The organism is Sphingomonas colocasiae (assembly GCF_019880585.1).
Classification (GTDB): Bacteria; Pseudomonadota; Alphaproteobacteria; order Sphingomonadales; family Sphingomonadaceae; genus Sphingobium_A; species Sphingobium_A colocasiae.
The window spans coordinates 252803-272388 of sequence record NZ_JAINVV010000012.1 but is presented as its reverse complement, the minus strand read 5'-3'; the positions used below and the strand labels follow the sequence as shown (position 1 = coordinate 272388).

At 65.8% G+C, this 19586-nt stretch carries 16 protein-coding genes and 1 pseudogene; 9 read left to right on the top strand and 8 right to left on the bottom strand.

What is annotated here, in order from left to right; all coding sequences use genetic code 11:
• Positions 1–70 precede the first annotated feature (70 nt).
• The 8 genes and pseudogenes from K7G82_RS29945 to K7G82_RS25065 form a co-directional block, all read right to left on the bottom strand.
• Positions 71–262: pseudogene (locus K7G82_RS29945) on the bottom strand (DUF6180 family protein); the annotation flags it as partial.
• Between the two features lie 267 nt (positions 263–529).
• Positions 530–2080, bottom strand: a complete 1551-nt coding sequence (locus K7G82_RS25095; RefSeq protein WP_222992700.1) for a class I adenylate-forming enzyme family protein — start codon at positions 2078–2080, stop codon at positions 530–532.
• Positions 2081–2091: 11 nt separating this feature from the next.
• Complete coding sequence (locus K7G82_RS25090) at positions 2092–3534, bottom strand: serine hydrolase domain-containing protein (protein WP_222992699.1); 1443 nt, start codon at positions 3532–3534, stop codon at positions 2092–2094.
• Between the two features lie 67 nt (positions 3535–3601).
• The gene (locus tag K7G82_RS25085; RefSeq protein WP_222992698.1) at positions 3602–4435 is read right to left on the bottom strand and encodes an alpha/beta hydrolase; all 834 of its coding nucleotides are present in this window, start codon (positions 4433–4435) and stop codon (positions 3602–3604) included.
• A 135-nt stretch (positions 4436–4570) separates the two neighbouring features.
• On the bottom strand, positions 4571–7120 hold the full coding sequence (locus K7G82_RS25080; RefSeq protein WP_222992697.1) for a TonB-dependent receptor: 2550 nt from the start codon (positions 7118–7120) through the stop codon (positions 4571–4573).
• 67 nt (positions 7121–7187) lie between these two features.
• Positions 7188–8162, bottom strand: coding sequence for a FecR family protein (locus K7G82_RS25075; protein ID WP_222992696.1), 975 nt, complete (start codon positions 8160–8162; stop codon positions 7188–7190).
• Positions 8156–8659: an RNA polymerase sigma factor gene (locus K7G82_RS25070; RefSeq protein ID WP_246623847.1), complete on the bottom strand. Its 504-nt coding sequence runs from the start codon at positions 8657–8659 to the stop codon at positions 8156–8158. Before K7G82_RS25070 ends, K7G82_RS25075 begins: the two co-directional genes overlap by 7 nt.
• Positions 8660–9052: 393 nt before the next feature.
• A complete protein-coding gene (locus K7G82_RS25065) occupies positions 9053–9583 on the bottom strand; it encodes a hypothetical protein (RefSeq protein ID WP_222992695.1) in 531 nt (176 codons plus the stop codon).
• A gap of 25 nt (positions 9584–9608) precedes the next feature.
• Between K7G82_RS25065 and K7G82_RS25060 the strand changes: the two genes are divergently transcribed.
• The 9 genes from K7G82_RS25060 to K7G82_RS25020 all read left to right on the top strand — a co-directional run bounded on the left by K7G82_RS25060 (position 9609) and on the right by K7G82_RS25020 (position 19568).
• The gene (locus K7G82_RS25060) at positions 9609–10547 is read left to right on the top strand and encodes a LysR family transcriptional regulator (RefSeq protein ID WP_222992694.1); all 939 of its coding nucleotides are present in this window, start codon (positions 9609–9611) and stop codon (positions 10545–10547) included.
• Between the two features lie 106 nt (positions 10548–10653).
• Positions 10654–13008 (top strand): TonB-dependent receptor, encoded by a 2355-nt coding sequence (locus tag K7G82_RS25055; RefSeq protein WP_222992693.1) that lies wholly within the window; start codon positions 10654–10656, stop codon positions 13006–13008.
• Positions 13009–13012: 4 nt separating this feature from the next.
• Positions 13013–13996: an MBL fold metallo-hydrolase gene (locus K7G82_RS25050; protein WP_222992692.1), complete on the top strand. Its 984-nt coding sequence runs from the start codon at positions 13013–13015 to the stop codon at positions 13994–13996.
• A complete protein-coding gene (locus K7G82_RS25045; protein WP_222992691.1) occupies positions 13993–14703 on the top strand; it encodes a glutathione S-transferase family protein in 711 nt (236 codons plus the stop codon). The genes K7G82_RS25050 and K7G82_RS25045 overlap by 4 nt, the downstream gene beginning before the upstream one ends.
• Entirely contained in the window at positions 14700–15689 is a 990-nt protein-coding gene (locus K7G82_RS25040; protein ID WP_222992690.1) for a VOC family protein, read from the top strand. The genes K7G82_RS25045 and K7G82_RS25040 overlap by 4 nt, the downstream gene beginning before the upstream one ends.
• A complete protein-coding gene (locus K7G82_RS25035; protein ID WP_222992689.1) occupies positions 15689–16828 on the top strand; it encodes an FAD-dependent monooxygenase in 1140 nt (379 codons plus the stop codon). Before K7G82_RS25040 ends, K7G82_RS25035 begins: the two co-directional genes overlap by 1 nt.
• Position 16829: 1 nt before the next feature.
• Complete coding sequence (kce, locus tag K7G82_RS25030; RefSeq protein ID WP_222992688.1) at positions 16830–17756, top strand: 3,5-dioxohexanoate:acetyl-CoA acetone transferase; 927 nt, start codon at positions 16830–16832, stop codon at positions 17754–17756.
• 2 nt (positions 17757–17758) lie between these two features.
• Positions 17759–18535 carry a cyclase family protein gene (locus tag K7G82_RS25025; protein ID WP_222992687.1) on the top strand — a complete coding sequence of 259 codons (777 nt, stop codon included), beginning with the start codon at positions 17759–17761 and terminating at the stop codon, positions 18533–18535.
• 1 nt (position 18536) lies between these two features.
• Positions 18537–19568: an SMP-30/gluconolactonase/LRE family protein gene (locus K7G82_RS25020; protein ID WP_222992686.1), complete on the top strand. Its 1032-nt coding sequence runs from the start codon at positions 18537–18539 to the stop codon at positions 19566–19568.
• Positions 19569–19586: the final 18 nt, after the last annotated feature.

Below are 19586 nucleotides of genomic sequence, written 5' to 3'. Positions count from 1 at the left end.
GAGTTCGGCGAACGCCCGAGCGCGCCCTTGCGAGCGCTGTAATCCATTCCATGCACGACGCTACCGTCGTGCCACCAACCGCGATGCACTGGACGATGAATGCGCCGGAACCGCGACGACCGCCCTTCATGGTCACGAGCTGGCCGGGATGGTTTTGAACCTGGGCGCTCAGTTTCGCGCGTTACGCTGCCTGCACGATGGTACGCCCGCAATTCTCGATCGTCAGCCTCGCCGCCGGTGTGCGCTCGACATGATAGGTCATGTTGAAATCGGCAGGCTGGGCGAAGGCGGTACTGCCCGAAAAGACCAGGCCGAGGACAAGCAGGGGCTGCTTCATCGGTGATTTCATGGATGTTTCCGATCAGTGGCGCTCTGGAAGGTAACCGCGTTCGATGCGTCGGGTTCCCCGACGGACGCCGTCTCGATCGGCGTGTTGCCGTGAACATCGCCGGGGTGTCGATCGCCGGCGATCTCGTTTCCTGGTGTCGGGGCTTCTCCGAAAACCTTGCCTATCCACGACTCCTCGTCGTCATTCCCGGCTTGTCCGGAGGAAATCATCCTTCAATTGCGTCTTGAGAACCTTGCCGATCGGGCTGCGCGGAAGCGCTTTGACGATCCGTACCTCACTGAGCCGTTGCATCTTGCCCAGGCTTGCGTTCGCCACATCGCGCAATTCATGGGCGGAGATCTCGCCCGGGTGGCGCAAGGTCACAAACCCCACAGGGGTCTCTCCCCATATGCGCGACGGGACACCGATCACCGCCGCATCGCCGACTACAGGATGGTCCCGCAGCGCCTGTTCGAGATCACCGGGATATATATTGAAACCGCCGGATATGATCACGTCCTTCTTGCGGCCCATCAGGACCAGAAAACCGTCCTCGTCAAAGCGGCCGAGATCACCTGACCGTATGAAGCGGTCGCCGTTCGGGCCGTGCCATTCCGTTTCGGCGGTCAGGTCGGCGCGTCGGTGATAGCCCAGCATCATCGCACCGGAACGACCGACAATTTCTCCGATCTGCCCGGGCGCCACCTCGCGTCCATCCTGGTCGATCAGCCTGATATCGTGTTCGGGCAGCGGTTTGCCGACGGTGTGGAGCTTATCCGGATGCTCGTGCGCGGCAAGTGCGCAGACGCCTCCACCCTCGGTCGATCCGTAGAATTCGACCAACCCTCCTGGCCAGCGATCGAGCACCTCTTGCTTCAGGTCTGCATCGAACGGCGACGAGGTCACGAACTTCACCCGGAACGTGTGCAGGTCACGATCATCGAATGTCGGATCATCCAGAAGCCTGCGATACTGCACGGGCACCAGCATCGTGTGTGTGACCCGATATTGTTCGGCGAGCTCCAGATAGATGCGCGCGTCGAACCTGGGCATCAGAATGACGGTGCCGCCCGCCGCAAGCGCCGGGATCACCGATACCAATGTCGTATTCGAATAAAGCGGGGTAGACGCCAGCGTCACCGCGTCGGCCGGATAGGTCGCGCGGCTGATATGCGCCCAGCGCATCGCATGCGAATGCACGATACCCTTTGGGACACCCGTCGTTCCCGACGAATATATGATGTTGAAGGCGTCGTCCGGCCCCACATCCACGGGGACGAAAACGGCGTCGCGCGCAAGCCATGCGGCGAGGCCGCACGGTGCGGCCGGATCGTCGAGAACGACGCGCTCGATCGGCACGCCCACCGTCGATGCCTGGAGACAGGCGTCGCTCGCCATGTCGAGGAACAGCAGCTTCGCTGCGCTATCGACGATCTGAACGCAGATGCTGTCCGGCGTGGACGACGGCGCGATCGGGGCGATCACGGCGCCGGCCCGCAGGATGCCGAGCATGGCGACGACGTAGCGAACGCTGTTCAACGCGCAGATCGCGACGGTATCGCCTTTGACGATGCCCGCTTGCTGGAGAGTCGCCGCGATCAGCGTCGCGTCGCGGTCGAGTTCCGAATAGGTCGCGGACTCCGACGGGTCCGCCAGCGCAGGCTTGTCCGGCACGGCTTCGGCCCGCCATCCGACGATCTGGGAAAACGTCGCGAAATCGCGCTGGAAAACGTCGTCTGTCCCGGCAGCCATGGGGTGGAGACTCACTGCGGCGAGACGGCGGCGCGTTTCGCGGCAGCCCCCGGCTCCAGGGCCGCCGCGATTGCGCCGATATATCCGTTCGAGTCGAAGTCCACGCCCTCCGGCGTCCAGCCCAGCCGCACCACGACGGCGTCCAGTGAGGGGATGACCGCGACGATCTGCTCATTATGGCCCAGCGCCATGAAGGTGTCGGTGGGCAGATCCGCGAACATCCGCTTGCGCGCACCGCTGTCGTCGCCGCGGTTCAGCCAGAATTGTCCGCCGTATAGCGGGCGTGGCGCGGCTGTGGTGGGCGCCCGCACGAAATCGACCCAGCCGGACGACAGGATCTGTTTGCCGTCGGCCCTGCCGCGATCGAGGAACAATTGCCCGAAGCGCGCCCAGTCGCGCGCGGTGGCATAGCCATAGGAACTGCCGACCGGCACGCCCGCCTCGTCCGGCTCGATCAGCGCGCTGCGCATGCCGGCCGGTTCGAACAGGCGCGTGCGGGCGAAGCGTGTCACGGCCTCCAGCGTCCCGCCGGTGGCGCGAAAGACGATGCCGGACAGGATATTGCTGGTGCCCGACGAATAGCTCCATGTCGTGCCGGGCGCGTGCTGGAGCGGGCGTGACGCGGCATAGGCGGCCATGTCGCTCGCCGCGAACAGCATCTGCAGAGAATCACTGCCGGGTTCGTAGCTTTCGTTGAAGGTCAGTCCGCTGGCCATGTTCAGAAGCTGGCGCAGCGTGATCGCGGCGCGCGGATCGCCTGCCCCCTGCCATTCCGGCACCGGGGCGGGCGCGTCCAGTTGCAGGACGCCGTCGTCAACCAGCAGGCCGATGAGCGCGGCGGTGATGCTCTTCGTCGCGGACCAGCCGAGCAGCCGGGTGTCGCGGTCGAAGCCGGGGGCGTAGCGCTCGGCGACGATCGCGCCATGCTGCACGACCAGCATTGCGCGGGTGTCGGGATAGCCATCCTTGTTCTGTTCGTCGAACGCGCGTGCGACAGCGGCGTCCAGCGCCGCGCGGTCGATGGCTGCCGGGCGGATGGGGGCACCGGGCGTCAGTCGCACGCCATTATCGGCACGCGCCCTGGCCGGCCGGAGCCGTGCGACCTGCCCGTCCAGCGCGGCGACCGAGGTCTTGCCCGTCAGCAGGGTGCAGCCCACGACCGGCCGGTAGAGCGCAGTCCGCGTCGTCGCGCCTGGCGCGGCGGCGGCAACGGTGCGGCGCTTCCGGTCGACCGACAGCGTCACCGCACGCGCGAACGGCGCCAGCGCATGGACGTCGTCGCGAAGCACGTCGGCTTCCGTGCGCCCGCTTACGAAGATGCCGGCGCAGGCGATCTGCGCGGCGACCGCCGTGCCGACATCAGCGGGATTGCCCGCCGCCTGTGCCGCCGTGGCGCCCGCCCAGGTCAGGATGCCGGCGCCGGCGAGGACGATGGAAGGAATGAGCCGCGTCATGATCAAGCATCTTTCGTAAAGGGGCGGCGGACAGGGCAGGGCGATCCGTCGATCGGTGGGCGTCAGCCTATTTTCGGGCGTCCCCCACAACGCTCCCGACGAACGCGACGCCCCGGCTTGTCGCGGCCGGGATTCCCGAATTGTGGGTCTCGCCCGGAAACAGCGCGTAATCCGCGCGATAGCCGTTTCTGCCCTGGATCTTGCGAAGGGCTTCGGCGGCCTCGCGGGCGTTGTCGACCATCCGGAAATGTGCGGGCAGGGAACCCGGCCCGCCCGATTGTTCCAGTTCGTCCGCGGTGATCAGGATGCGAGGCGACACGGCGCCATTCCGTATCTTTTCGGCGAAGGACGGGAGGTCCTCCAGCACCTTCTTGCCGGTGTAGAAAATGGCCGGACTTCCGATCACATAGTTTCGGTACGCTTCCGGGTTCGTCAGAAGGACGTGAAGCGCAAAAAGCCCGCCGAGCGAATAGCCCATCAACGACTGGTCGCCCTTGTCGACCTTGACCATGGCGTCGATGACGGGCCGCAATTCATCGAGCATGAATCTGTGGAAACCGTCGGCGCCGCCCCAGTCCTCGGGCTTCACCACCATGTTCACATCGGTGCCGGCGATGGGAAGATAGGGGGACAGGTCGCGCGTCCGCAGATGCGTGGACGCCATCACGTCGGGGTAGCCGATACCGACCACGACGATCGGCTTGCCGCCCTCCATCGTCGACGCGAGCAGCGCCTGCGACGCGGCGGTCGGGAATGTCGCATCGGCGTCCAGCACGTACAATATGGCATAGCCATTGGACGGTGCCGGCACGACCGGCGTGGAAACATAGATTTTGTAGGTTCTGCCCGTGCCGGCCGACGCGATCTCGAACTGGGTGGCAAGCGGCAGGAGCGCCGGCACCGGCTTCGTGACCTTTTCGGTGGGATGCGCCCAGGCGGGGGCACTCGCCAAGGCGAGCGCCGCTACGCTGATCCGCATGGCGGCGGCAAAACGATGGATGGGCGGACGGCGAGAACGCATGGCGGATCTCCTGCCTTAAAAGTCGATACGTCCGGTCAGGCCGATCTGGCGCGGCCGGACGCGATAGGCATTTTGCGCGGAGCCGAAGATCGGGCCGAGCGTGAATGCCGGCGATGCCGACCGCTTCCCGTCGCCATCGAGCAGGTTGCGCACGAAGACCGTGATCTCGACAGCGTCGTGGACGATGCCGGCCCGCAGATCGACCGTCCCATAATCGCCGAACCGGATGCCCTCGGACGCGAAATCGCTATAGGCGGGGCCGACATATTGGCCGCTCGCCCGGACATAGGCGGGATCGTCGCCGATCCTGAAATTGAGCTGCGCATAGGCCGCAGCCTGGACGCGGGAGGATGCGGGCAGGCGCTGGCCGGCCGTCACGCCGACGACGCCGTTCGGCCGGACCAGATTCGGCGTATCCTGCGTCAGCGCGGCATCGTTCAGTGCAAGCGAACCGCCAAGGTCGAGCCATGACGCCGGCTTCGCCGCCACCTCCGCCTCGAACCCGTAGAGACGCGCGGCCCCGGCATTGCCGGTATAGTTGATGTTGTTGTTGTCCAGCGAGATCTGCAGGTCGCTCCAGTCGATATAATAGACGTCGGCGTTGATCTGCAGCCGCCCGTCCATCAGGCTGGTCTTGATGCCGACCTCGTAATTCCAGAGCGTGTCGGATTTGTAGGTGAGCGGGATTCCGGGGCCGGCGAGCCCGGCCGTCAGATTGGCGCCGCCGACGCGATAGCCACGCGCCGCCTGGGCATAGAGCGACAATTGACCGGTCGGACGGTATAGCAGCGAGACGCGCGGATTGACGCTGGTCTCGTCCGAAGGCGCATGCGAAACGAAGACGTCCGTGCCGCTGCCGGTCACCAGCAGGCCGCTCGACGTGCTGGTGATGTCGAGGCTGGTCTTCGCGACGCGAAGCCCGGCGGTCAGGTCCAGCGTGTCGGCAATGCTGTAGGTCGCCTCGCCAAAGCCGGAGATCTCCTCCTGTCCGCCCGGGGCGCTCACATCGATGAGGTTGTCGGTCCCGAGATAGGGGAGCAGCCCGGGCGCGGTGACGGTCTGTCCGCCCCGCGGCGTCCTGGACCGCAGATAGAAAGCCCCCAGGGTCCAGCGGAACGGACCCTGGCCGTTCGATGCCACGCGCAGTTCCTGCATGAAGATGTTCGCGGAATTATAGGTCCTGCCCGGCGTTGCATTGTCCAGCGCCGGCAGGCCGAACTGCAATTGCAGCAGGTCGGTGTAAAATCCGAAATCCTGGAGAAACTCGACCTTGCGGTGCAGATAGGTCGAGGACGAGAACAGCGAAACGCCGCCCAGATCGTAAGTCAGGCCAAGATTGGCGATGGTGCTCTTGACGCTGCTGTCGCCAGAATCCCGGTTGGTCGAGACCTGCTTGTCCGAACCGGCCGGCTGAAAATACAGGCTTTCGCCGCCCGCATAATCGCGGCTGTGCTGATAGGCGCCGGTCAGCGTCACCCGCAATCGGTCGGTCGCCTGTGCCAGCAGGCCGATCCGGCCGCCATAGGTCCTGTTGCGGTTGACGTTCCTGCGGTCGAAAGGAATGTTGTCGACCCAGCCGCCTTCGTCAAAGGCATAGCCGACGGCGCGCACGGCAACGCGATCGGCGACGAGGGGCAGGTTCAGCACCGCGTTGCCCCATTGCGAGTCCGCGCCCGATTTCGTGCCTGCGAAGCTTCCCTCGATCGATCCGGAGATGCGCGTCGCGTCGGGCTTGTTGGTGATGTAGCGGACCGCGCCGCTGAGCGAACCCGATCCGAACAAGGTGCCCTGCGGTCCGCGTAGGACCTCGATCCGCTCGACATCGACGATCCGCAAATTGGTGGCTTCCAGGCCGGCGGTGGCGGGATCGACCGGGATATCGTCGAACAGCACCGAGACGGTCGACTGTTTCAGGCTGGCCGACCGGTCGGTGGTTACGCCGCGGATCACCAGGTTGGTGCCGTTCCCGCTGCCCTGTCCCGGATTGCTGAGGCCCGGCGTCGTCGCGACGATATCCTGCAACTGCGTCGCCCCGCGCCGCCGCAGTTGCGCGCCGGTTTCGGCGGTGATGCTGGCGGGAACGTCGACCAGCCGCTGACGGCTTTTGGTCGCGGTGACGATGATGTCGCCGGCGGTGTCGTCGCCTTGGGCCGCAAGCGCCTGTCCGGCGCCGGCCGAAATCGGGTCAGTCGCGGCGCCTCGCGCCGCCCGGGCTTCCCCCATCTGGCGCACTCGCAGCACGATGCCGCCGCGGCCGTCGCCGATGATCTTCAGATTGGTCCCGGCGATCAGTCGCGAGACGGCATCCTCGGCGGTCATGGTGCCGTCGATCGCGGAGGCCCTGCGGCCGGACACCAAAGCGGGGGAGAAGAGGATATTCACGCCGGTCCGGCGCGCGACATCCTTCAGCGACTGTTCTAGCGGCTGCGCCGGAAGCTGGATCGCGGTTTTCGCGCGCACGCTTTGCGCCATCGCCACGGCGGGCGCTTGCCCGATCGCCAAAGCCAACACCGTGGCGCTGCAGCCGATCGTCAGTCTCAAGGCGAGTTGTCCACTCTTTCCCATTTCGGTCCCCCATGTCTCGCACGCCCCTGCGTGCGTCATGGTCAGGACGGATCAGCGTCGATTTACCTCATCTGGAATCGTCGCGCGGCGCGGAAGCGACGATCAGCCGGCTGCCGTCGCGCCGCACGCGGACGGGCAGCGCCACCGCGACCGAGTCCGCGAACGCAGCCGTGTCGCCGACTTCATAGACGCCGGATATCCGCATCGCGGCCGCCGCCGGATCGGCGAACTCGATGCGCATGGTGCTGTACCGGTTCATCTCCGCCGCGGCCTGCGCCAGCGTATTGCCCTCGAACACCGCCTGGCCGTTCTGCCACGACGTCACTTTCCTGACATCGGGTTCGTCGATCCGCGTCGGTTGCGCCGACACGGCGGTGAGCCGCTGCCCCGTCACCAGCATCGCGGCGGCATCAATGGCCTGCGCGCCCGCCGATCCGACCTTCGCGGTCCCCTTCACGACGGCGACCGCAACCGATGCGCCTTCGCAGCGGACATCGATCAGCCCGCTCGCGGCGGTCACGACCCTGTCGGCCGCCTCGACCTGAAACGGTCGCGCCGTATCGACCGAGATCGTCAGGCCGATCCTGCCGCGTTCGAGCGAGACATGGCGCGATCGATCGCCCATGCGAACCCGCACGCGGGTATCGGTGTCGAGCATGATCCGCGATCCGTCGTCGAGCATGAACTCGCGCCGCTCGCCGATGCCGGTCTCCAGCACGCCGGCATAGGCGGCGTTCCAGGCGCCGAAGCCCAGCGCCGTCGCCACCGCCCCGCCCAGACCGGCGAACAGGGCACGCCGGCTCGGTCGCCTGCGGGCCGGCGCGGCCTCGATCTCGAACGGGCTGATCGCGCCCGCCATGTCCCAGGTCGCGGTCATCCGGTCGAAGACATGGGCATTGTCCGGCTTTTCCTGAAGCCATGCGCGGAACGCCGCGTCGTCCTGAGCCGTCCGCGTGTCGGAATGCAGCCGCGCCACCCAGATCGCGGCCTCCGCGCGCGTCTCCGGATCGGGTGTCCAGCCCGTGTCGGGACCGTTCACCATCCCTCGCTCCAATCGGTCAGGAACAGCGCCGCCCGCGCGATATGCTTTTCCACCGCACTCTGGCTGATGCCGACGCGCTCGGCGATCTCCCGGTATTTCAGGCCCTCCAGACGATGCATCATGAATATCTCTTGAGACCGCGGCGGCAGTTTCGCCATCCCCTCGCGCACCCGGTCCAGCCGCTGCCGCGATGCCAGCACTTCATCCGGCATTGGCGCCGCATCCCGTAATAGCGCGCCGTCATGGTCGATGTCGAACCGGTCGTGGAGCTGGCGATCCTGCCGGGCATGGTCGATACCCGCATTGACGGCGGCGCGATAAATGAAACCGGCAGGCTCCTTCACCTCGGAGGTCGCGCGCGCCGTGTATAATCGCACATAGGCGGTCTGAAGCAGGTCCTCGGCGTCGGCGCTGCGCCCCGCCCAGCGTTCGATGCGACGAAGGAGCCTTGCCCAACCGGTTGGTTCGGACGGCGATGGAGTCATTCGATCGCCCATGAGCAGGGCTCCACGATCAAGCTCGCGATTGTCAAGAATCCCAACATCAACTGTGCCGACAAACCATGATCCCAAATTGGCTCGACGTCTGGACGGCTCAGCTGCGATTTACCTCACATGAAGTGGGAAAAAAATGCGGTGAATTGAATCATGGCGTTTTCACCCCTCATCATGGGAATGTGCGGGTGAAGTCGGCCATGCGTCCCGAGACGTCGGCATGCCGGCGTCCGCGCGCGCTGGCGGTCGGGACGATGCACGGCTTTGCCTGTTCTACACGGTCACCCCTGACGCCCTGGCCGGCAGCCTCCTTGGCTCCCTCGGCGCAAACGGACCCCCCGCACGGCACGCGCCGGGATCGAGGCGGCTTCATGTTTGCGCACCGTCACCGCAGAATCACTGCACGCCCGCCTTCAGGTCGCGATCGAACCAGGCGATGGCCCGCTGCCACAGATCGCGCTGCTTCGCGGGACTTTTCGGCCCTTGGCTCTCGCCTTCTTCCCGAGTTGCCTCAACGCGACGAAATACTCCTCGATCTGCGCCGAGCAGCGCATGTTCGTAGATATCCTGCCTGAGTTCGAGAACGTCGTCCGCCACGCGCCAGTTCCGGCGGATATAGACCGTCAGCCACCGCTCGAGCGGAAGAACCTCCCGCACGAACCGCCGGTTCAGCTCTTCGCCGTCGACCATCGGGCGGGTGAGCCTCGGCAGCTGTTCAAGACAGGTAGGACAATCCGGCGGGGCGGTATTGGTAACGCGAAAAATCCGGGACGGGAGATTTTCCTTAATGGCGGCGGGACGGGCGAATGCACCCTCGCAGGCAATGGCGTCGCGTTTGCCGTGCTGGCCGGCCGAGATGAGGTCGACGGCATTCGCGAAGCTCCCGAACGGCCTGATGCGTTGCGTATCGCCTTGAATCGGTGTCAATCTGCGGTTCGGACCGGAGGCGCACGTGCAGTTCAGCCATTTCGATTTGAACCTGTTGCGCGCGCTCGATGCGTTGCTGGCCGAGCGGAACGTGACGCGTGCCGCCGAGAAGCTGTTCGTGACGCAGCAGGCGGCCAGCGGCGCGCTCAGGCGGCTCCGCGACTTTTTCGAGGACGAGTTGCTGGTCCGCGTCGGCCGGCACTTCGAGCTGACGCCGCTCGCCCAGTCGCTCGTCGTCCCGGTGCGCGAGGCGCTGCTGCGCGTGGAGGCGGCGCTGGCGACCCAGCCGAGCTTCGATCCGGCGCGGGCGACGCGGATCGTCCGGCTCGCAATGTCCGACTATGCCTCGCTGATCGTGCTGCCGCGGCTGATGAGCGTGCTCGCCGCCGAGGCGCCGCGCATGACGGTGCGCGTCGAATCCCTCAACAGCACCAGCTTTCGCCGGCTGGAGCATGGCGATCTCGATTTCTGCATCACGGTTCCGCATTGGGGGCTGTACAACGATCATGGCCCCAGCGCGGACATCCTCAACGAGCAGCTTTTCGAGGATGATTTCGTCTGCGTGGTCGATCGCCGCAGCCATCCGGCGGAAACCATGTCGCTCGCGGACTATCGCGCGGCGCTGCACAATGTCGTCCGGTTCGGCAACGGAATCGAGACGCTGGTCGAGCACGCGTGGCGGCATATCGGATTCGAGCCGCAGATCGCCGCGACCGCGCCCAGCTTTTCCGCGCTGATGTTCATGGTGCCGGGCACCCCGCTCGTCGCGACGGCGCAGCGGCGGCTGGCCAGGACGCTGGCGCCACCGCTCCGGCTCAAGGTGCTGGAATGCCCGGTCGCGGTGCCGCTGCTCGACGAGCATATGATGTGGCATGTCCGCAACGAGAGTGATCCAGCGCATCTCTACATTCGCCACACCTTCCGCAAACTGGCCGGGAAGCTGGATTCGAACCACAAGCCCTGATTGTAGTTCGCCATCCCCGATGTGATTTTGCGGATCGGGTGCACCGCGTCACATTCCACTCAGCAAGCCGCCGGGGACAAAAGGCGGCGCTGAGGAGGAGAGGGAGATGAGAGGATTCATCCGCCGAACGCGCTTGTGCGCGCTGCGCACATCGGCTGCCGTGCTTGCCGTCACCGTGAGCGGCACGGCATTGGCGCAGGAGTCCGGCGCACCTGCAGGCGAAGAGAATGAGGGGCTGGCCGACATCGTCGTGACCGCGCAGCGGCGCGAAGAAAGCCTGCAGCGCACCGCCCTCGCGGTGTCCGCGGTCGATGCGCAGCAGCTCTCCAACGCCGGCGTGTCGGACGTGACCCAGCTGACGAAGCTCGTACCCTCGCTGGTGGTCCAGCCGGCGACCGGCACGTCCGTCGGCTTCTACCTGCGTGGCGTGGGGGCGCTGGTGGGCAACGCGTTCACCGAGAACCCGGTGGCGTTCAACTTCAACCAGATCTACATCGCCAGGCCGGCCGGCCTGCTCGGCACCTTCTACGATCTCGAACGCGTCGAGGTTCTGAAAGGCCCGCAGGGCACGCTCTATGGCCGCAATGCCACCGGCGGCGCGATCAACGTCATTCCGAAACGCCCGGAGCTCGGCCACAATGGCGGCTCGGTCGAGTTCGAGCTGGGCAATTACGATCTCGTCCGTGGGCAGGCGGCGCTCAATGTGGCGCTCGGCGACACCGCCGCCCTGCGCGTGGCCGGCCGCCTGTCGCGTCGCGACGGCTATCTTTCGGACGGCTATGACGATGAGAGCGGAGAAGCCGCGCGCGCCTCCCTCCGGTTCGAACCGAGCGACACATTCTCGGTCAATCTGGTCGCCGACTATTTCCATCAGGGCGGCAAGGGCCCGGGCAGCGTGCTCGTCCCTTCGCCGCTGGTCCCCGGCGCGCCCGATATCGACCGGCGTATCGGTTCGGCCGATCCGGTCAGCACCGCAGCGCTCTATGCCGGCATCCTCGCGAGCGCGCTGCCGCCCCCGGCCAAGACCGACAGCCCGACGCTGCCGGGTGTGCTGCGTCCGAAGCAGGACGGCTTCGTCGACAGCGAGTTCTGGGGCATCTCCGCCAATATCGATGCCGATCTGGGTTTCGCGACGCTGACCGTGATCCCGGGCTATCGCGACAGCCGGCCCAATTATCTGACCTATAATGGCGGCTATTACGGCCGGGTGATCGAGGTCGCGAAACAGAAGAGCCTCGAGGTGCGCCTGTCCTCGAACGGCGACGGGCCGCTCAAATATGTGCTCGGCGGCTATTATTTCGACGAGGACCAGAGCTCGTTCAACCATTTCGTGCAAGGGACCGTGCTCAGCACCAAGTTCGCAGTCGATCTCAACAATCGCAGCGCGGCGCTGTTCGGTCAGGCCACCTATGAACTGGCCTCCGGCTTCCGCGTCCTCGGCGGCATCCGCTACAGCAAGGAGCGCAAGGAGCAATCGACCGCGCTCACCCAGACCGGCATCTTCGCGGGGACCCCCGTCGATCCGTTCAACAACACCGTCCCGCCCGTGCTCGTCGGGGGCAAGCTCAGCTTCGAGAAGGTGACATGGAAGGCGGGCGTCGAATGGGACGCCGGCGCGCGCAACCTAGTCTATGCCAATGTCGCGACGGGCTTCAAATCGGGCGGTTTCTTCGTCGCCGCGCTCGACAACACCTTCAATCCCGAAAACATCACCGCCTACACGATCGGCAGCAAGAACCGTTTCATGAACAACCGGCTTCAGCTCAATCTGGAGGCGTTCTACTGGGACTATAAGGACCAGCAGATCAATTATATCGGCCCGGTGCGCAACCTGAACGCCGCTGGGCAGGTCGTCGTCGGCTCGGCGCTGACCACCACCAATGCCGGCGCGTCGCGGATCTACGGCGCGGAGGCCGAGCTGAGCTTCCAGATCACGCCCGATGACCTGTTCACGGCGAATCTCCAGTATCTCAACGCCAAATACACCAACTTCACCTATCTCGCCGCCTCGGCCAGCCCGACGCCGCCGCGCACCGCCTGCGGCACCACGGTGACCAATGTGCCCGGCTATGTCCTGCCCGCGCCCGGCACCACCTTCCTGGTGGATTGCTCGGGGCGGCCGCAGATCAATACCCCGAAATGGAGCCTCAACCTCGGCTATGAGCGGACCTTCCCGCTCACCGCCACGCTCGACCTGTTGCTGGGCGCGCGGACGCGGATCGAATCCGGCCGCTTTCTCTCCCCCGAATATCTGCCGGAGGAGCGGCAGGGCGGATATATGATGTCCGACCTGTTCGTGCAGTTGAAGTCCGACCGGAACTGGTCGCTCACCGCCTATGTGAACAATCTTGAAGACAAGACCGTCTATGCCGGCGCGAGCCTGCGGCCGGTGTTTCCGGTGGTGTTCAATATTCTCCGGTCACCGCGGACCTACGGCCTGCGCGCGGCGATCGAGTTCTGATCCCATGCACGGCGCGCTCCTTCTGCTGGCGGCGATATCGGCTGCTCCCGCCATGGCGAGGGACCTGCCGGTCGAGCTGGTGACGCTCGGAACGGGTGGGGGGCCGGTGGTGCAGACCCGCCGCGCCCAGCCCGCCACCGCGATCAGGGTGGGCGACGCCATCTATCTGTTCGATGCGGGCGAAGGCACGCAGCGGCAGATGGAGGCCGCGAAGCTTCCGCTTGGCCAGGTGCGCGCCATATTCCTGACGCATCACCATCTCGATCATGTCGGCGGTGTGGGGCCGCTGATCGCCAATCGCTGGGTGCAGATGCGTCACATGCCGCTGCCGGTGATCGGCCCGCCGGGAACGATGGCGATGGTCGCGGAGTTGGTGCAGGCCTATCGCCCGATCGAACTGGCGCCGGTGACGCTCGGGCCGAAGGCGCCGCCACCCATGGCAAGCACGGTCAGCGCCCGCGATCTGGCGTCGGAGATGAACGAACCCGCCCTGGTCTATCAGGACGATGCGATCCGCGTGTTCGCGGTGGTCAACGATCATTATCATTTCGCCCCGGGCACCGAGTCCGCACGTACCGCCCGCTCCTACGCCTACCGCATCGAGGCGGCAGGACGCAGCATCGTGCTCACCGGCGATACCGGGCCGTCCGCCCGTGTCGAGGCGCTGGCAAAGGGGGCCGATCTGCTGGTGAGCGAAGTCATGGATCGCGCTGCGATCGCGCGCGATCTGGCCGCGAGCGGCTTTGCCGGGCCCGCGCTGGAGGGCTTCATGAAACATATGGACGCCAATCATCTCACCCCCGCGCAGGCAGGGGAGATGGCGGCGCGTGCGGGCGTCAAGGCGCTGGTGCTCAGCCACCTCGTCCCCGGACGCGACAGCGACACGGGCGATGAGGGTTATGTGCGCGGGCTGGCCGAACGGTTCACGGGGCCAGTCGTCGTCGCCAAGGATCTCGACCGTTTTCCGGTCGGTGCGGAGGACAGATGATGGACCTGACGCTCTATTACGCCCCCGACACCTGCGCCCGCGTCACCATGATCGCGCTCGAGGAAGCCGCCCTGCCCTATGACGCCAGGCTGATCTCGTTCGTGCGCGGCGACCATCGCGCGGACTGGTTCCGTACGCTCAATCCGCGCGGCCGCGTGCCGACGCTGGTGATCGACGGCGCGCCGCTCACCGAAAACATGGCGATCCTGCACTGGCTGGCACAGGTCCGTCCCGAGGCGGGGCTTTTGCCGGAAGCGAGCAGCGCCTTCGAACAGGCGCGCCTGCTGGCCGATCTCGCCTGGTGCGCGTCGGGGCTGCACCCGATCGTCACGCGCATGCGGTTGCCGCATTTCTTCTGCGATCAGCCGGACGCGGCCGCCAATGTCCGCGCGCTCGCCGAGGCTGCGATGATCGCGGAATTCCGGACTATCGAAGCGCGTCTGGCCGCCGGACCCTGGTGGTATGGCGAACGCTGGTCGATCATCGACGCCTATATCAACTGGATATGGTTCCGCGTGACCGGCTGCGGCCTGGACGCATCGGCGTTTCCGCGCCTCCAGGATCATGACCGGCGGCTCTCCGACCGCCCATCGGTCCGCAAGGTGCTGGATGTCCATGCTGCGGCATCGCGGCAACTCGCCGAACAGGGTCTCGCCGTCAATTTCGACACGATCGCATCGCAAGTTTCGCAGGGGAAGGCCGCGTGAGCATTACCGGTATCGAGTCACTGATCTACGGCGTCGACGATGTCGCCGAATGCACGCGCTTCTTCGCGGATTTCGGCCTGCCGCTTGCGCGGAACAGCGATAGCGAAGCGGTCTTCCTGCTGGCCGAGGGATCGAAGGTGATCATCCGGCACAAGGAGGATCCGGCGCTGCCCGTGTCCGACATACAGGGGATCGGCGTCCGCGAGATCGTCTGGGGCGTGGACGACGGCGGCGCGCTGGACGCGCTTGCGGCCGATCTGGGGCGCGATCGCGACCTGCGCCGCGACGAGGATGGAACCGTGCACTTTCTCACCGATTTCGGGCTTCCGATGGCGCTGCGAGTCTATGCGAAGAAGCCGGTGGTGTCGGCGCCCGACCCGGTCAATGCACCGGGCCGCGTCAACCGGCTGAACCAGCACCGCAAATGGCGGCTTCGCGCACTGCCGAAGGTAATCGCGCATGTCGTGTTCGCCGTGCCCGGCTACGACGCGGCCGCAAGGTTCATGATCGAGCGACTGGGCTTCCGCCTCTCCGACAATCAGCGCGGCTTCGGCCAGTATCTGCGCGCCGGCGGCACCAACAATCATCACAATCTGTTGCTGCTCAACGCCAATGCGCCCTTTCCTGGCATGGACGGGATGCTGCGCTTTCATCACGCCAATTTCGGCGTGGAGGATATCGACGAGATCATGGTCGGGGCCAACCATATGGTCCGCCAGGGCTGGGAGCCGTCGCATCAGGGGCTCGGTCGTCACCGCATCGATTCCGCGCTCTTCTATTATCTCCCCTGCCCTGCGGGGGGCGAGGCCGAATATGGCGCGGATGCCGATTACGTCGATGACGGCTGGGTGCCGCGCGACTGGATCGAGCCGCTCTTCGCCTATTCGCATTTCGTCCATAATCTGCCGCCCTTCCTGATGAAGCCGCCCGCATGGGACGTGCAACACATTACCGGGATCGAGCCGGCCAGCGGGGAGCATCACTGATGGCGGCGGTGTCGAAGATACTGGTGGTGGGCGGCGGCGTCGGCGGACTGACCGCGGCGACGGCGCTCCGGCAGCAGGGGATTGCGGTCGACCTGGTCGAAATCAATCCCGATCACAGCGTCTATGGCGTCGGGATCATCCAGCCCAACAACACGCTGCGCGCGCTCGACCGCATCGGCCTGGCCGATCAATGCGTGGCGCTGGGCGGGGCGTTTCCCGGTTGGCGCATCTTCGACGCGCATGGCGGACACATCATGGATGCGCCCAACCATAACGACGCCTCTCCGCGCCATCCGCCCGTCAACGGCATCACGCGCCCGCTTCTCCAGCGCGTGCTGCTGGATGCGGCGCGGGCGAGCGGCGCGGACATCCGCACCGGGGTGGGCGTTGCGAGGATGGCGGACGATGGCGACGGCGTCGATGTCGGCTTCACCGACGGACGTGCCGGCCGCTACGATTTCGTGATCGGATCGGACGGGCTGTATTCCGAGATCCGCACCCGCCTGTTCGGCTCCAGCCCCGCGCCGCAGTTCAGCGGACAGGCGGTGTGGCGCTACAATTTTCCGCGTCCCGCCGAAGTCGAATGGGGCCATGTCTATTACGGCGCCAGGACGAAGGTGGGGCTGGTGCCGATGTCCCCCGAGCTGATGTACATGTTCCTCGTCACGCATGAGCCGGGCAATCCGCGCATGCCGCGCGAGCAACTCGCCGCGCTGATGCGCGATCGGCTGGACGGCTATACGGGCCTGGTCGCCGGGCTGAGGGACATGGTCACCGACGCTGACGCGGTGGTCTACAAGCCCATGGAACATCTGCTGCTGCCCGCCCCCTGGCACAAGGGCCGCGCGATCGTGATCGGCGACGGCGCGCACGCCACCACGCCGCATCTGGCACAAGGTGCTGCGATGGCGATCGAGGACGCGGTGCTGCTGGGCGAACTGCTCGGCAGCGACAGGCCGCTTCCCGATCTGCTCGACGAGTTCATGGCCCGCCGCTTCGACCGCGCGAAGTTCGTGATCGACAGCTCCACGCAGATCGCGGACTGGGAAATGGAGCAATGGGCCGGCATCGAGAACCCCGCCGCCAGGCCGGGCCAGCTTCTGGGTGAGGCCACCCACGCTCTGATGGCGGATTACTGACATGGCGAAAGTGATCATATCCTGCGCGGTGACCGGATCCGCGCACGTGCCGACAATGTCCGACGCGCTGCCCGTGACGCCGCAGGAGATCGCGGACCAGTCGATCGCGGCCGCACAGGCCGGCGCGGCGATCCTGCATCTGCACGCTCGCATGCCCGAAGACGGACGCCCGACCGGCGATCCGGAAATCTACGATCGCTTCCTTCCCGTCATCAGGCAGGCGACCGATGCGGTGGTGAACATCACCACCGGCGGCGCGGTGACGATGACGGTGCAGGAGCGCCTCGCGGCCGCCGAACGCTTCAAGCCCGAAATGTGCTCGCTCAACATGGGCAGCATCAACTTCGCCTTCTTCCCCGCCGCCAGGCGCATCACGCGGTGGAAGCATGCGTGGGAAGAGGGTTATGTCGTCAATTCGGACGATTATATCTTCAAGAACACGTTCCGCGACATCGCCTATATCCTCGAGAGCCTGAGCGATGCGGGCACTAGGTTCGAGCATGAATGCTATGATGTCGGGCATCTCTACAATCTGGCGCATTTCCTCGATCGCGGGCTGGTGAAGCCGGGATTCTTCGTCCAGATGATCTTCGGCATTCTCGGCGGGATCGGCGCCGATCTCGACAATCTCATGTTCATGAAGCAGACCGCCGACCGGCTGTTCGGCAAGGACAGCTATCAATGGTCTGTGCTGGCCGCGGGCCGGCACCAGATGCCCTTCCTCACCCAGGCCGCGCTGATGGGTGGGCATGTCCGCGTCGGGCTGGAGGACAGCCTGTTCATCGGGCGCGGGCAGCTTGCCGCCTCCAATGCCGAGCAGGTGGAGAAGATCGTCCGCATCCTGGGCGAGATGGGGCATGAACCCGCCACCCCGACCGAGGCGCGCGCGATGCTGGGCCTCAAGGGCGGCGACCGCGTGGAGTTCTGATCATGGCGCGCACCATCGTCGATCTGTCCATCTATCTGGAAAACGACGTGATCTCCGATCCGCCGCCCTTCCGGCCGAAAATCGATTATATCGACCACAAGATGTCGGTCCCCGACCTGGCGGGCTTCTTTCCCGGACTGAAGCCCGGCGACCTCCCCGATGGCGAGGCCTGGGCGATCGAGCGGATCGACCTGATCACGCACAACGGCACGCATCTCGACGCGCCTTATCATTTCGCCTCGACGATGAACAAAGGCGAGCGCGCCATCACCATAGACGAGGTGCCGCTGGACTGGTGCTTCCAGCCCGGCGTGAAGCTCGATTTCCGCCATTTCGAGGACGGCTATGTCGTCACCGCCGGCGATGTCGAGGCGGAGCTGGCGCGGATCGGGCATATGCTTTCGCCGCTGGAGATCGTGGTGGTCAACACCGCGGCGGGCAAGCGCTATGGGCGGGACGACTATGTCACCGCGGGCTGCGGCATGGGCTATGCGGCGACCATGTACCTGCTGGAGCGCGGCGTGCGGCTGACCGGCACCGATGGCTGGAGCTGGGATGCGCCCTTTGTCCATACGAAGGAGAAATATCTGGAGACGGGCGACGCCGGCCTGATCTGGGAGGGCCACAAGGCCGGGCGCGACATCGGCTATTGCCACCTCGAAAAGCTCCACAATCTGGAGGCTTTGCCCGCGACCGGCTTCACCATCGCCTGCTTCCCGATGAAGATCCGCGCAGCCTCGGCGGGCTGGACCCGTGCTGTCGCGATCTTCGAGGATTGAGATGGCGGCGCGTGGCCCTAATCCCTTGCGCGACTGGCAGGTGGACCCGGCGGTGATCCGCTATGTCGGAAGCGACCTGCAACGCCCCGAATGCATCCTCGCGACGCGCGACGGCACGCTCTGGAGCGCCGATGCGCGCGGCGGCGTGATGCGCATCGCCCCCGACGGCGCCCAGACGCTCATCGCGCTCAAGCCCGATCCGCATTTCGATCCCGTCGGGGATGCGGCGGGGAGTCTGCTCGCCGGCACCTTGCCAAACGGCCTCGCCTTCGCGCGGAACGGCGATATCCTCATCGCCAATTTCGGCACCGACCGGCTGGAGGTGATGACCCGCACCGGCGAGACGCGCGTGCTGGCCGACAGCATCGACGGCAAACCGATCGGCAAGGTCAATTTCGTGCTGCGCGACAGCAGGGATCGGCTGTGGGTAACGGTCTCGACCCGGGTCAATCCCTGGAGCGACGCGGTCAATGCCAATCTGGCGGACGGCTATATCTTCCTGCTGGACGAGCGCGGCCCGCGCATCGTGGCGGATGGCTTCCGCTTCGCCAACGAAATCCGTCTCGATGCCGGGGAGGAGTGGCTCTACGTCGCCGAGACCACGGGCAAGTGCGTCACGCGGCTGCGGGTTCAGCCGGACGGATCGCTGACCGACCGCGAACTCTATGGCCCATCCTCGCTCGGCGAGGGCGTGATCGACGGTATTGCCTTCGACGCGTTCGGCAATCTCTGGGCGACGATGATCTTCGCCGACCGTCTGGTGGCGATCACACCCGAAGGCGATCCGATCGAATTGATGAACGATGGCGATCCCGCCGCCACGGCCCGCTTCGAGGCCGAGTTCGTGAGCGGCAATCCGGTCGGCTTCGATACGATGATGGCGTGCGGCGGCACGGTCTGTCCCTGGCTCGCCAGCATCACCTTCGGCGGGCCGAATCTCTCCACCGTCTATCTCGGGGGGCTGCGCGCCACCCGAATTCCCGCTTTCCGGAGCCCGGTTCCGGGGCTGCCGATGGTCCACTGGGCCGACTGACCTCTCCTTAAAAGGACC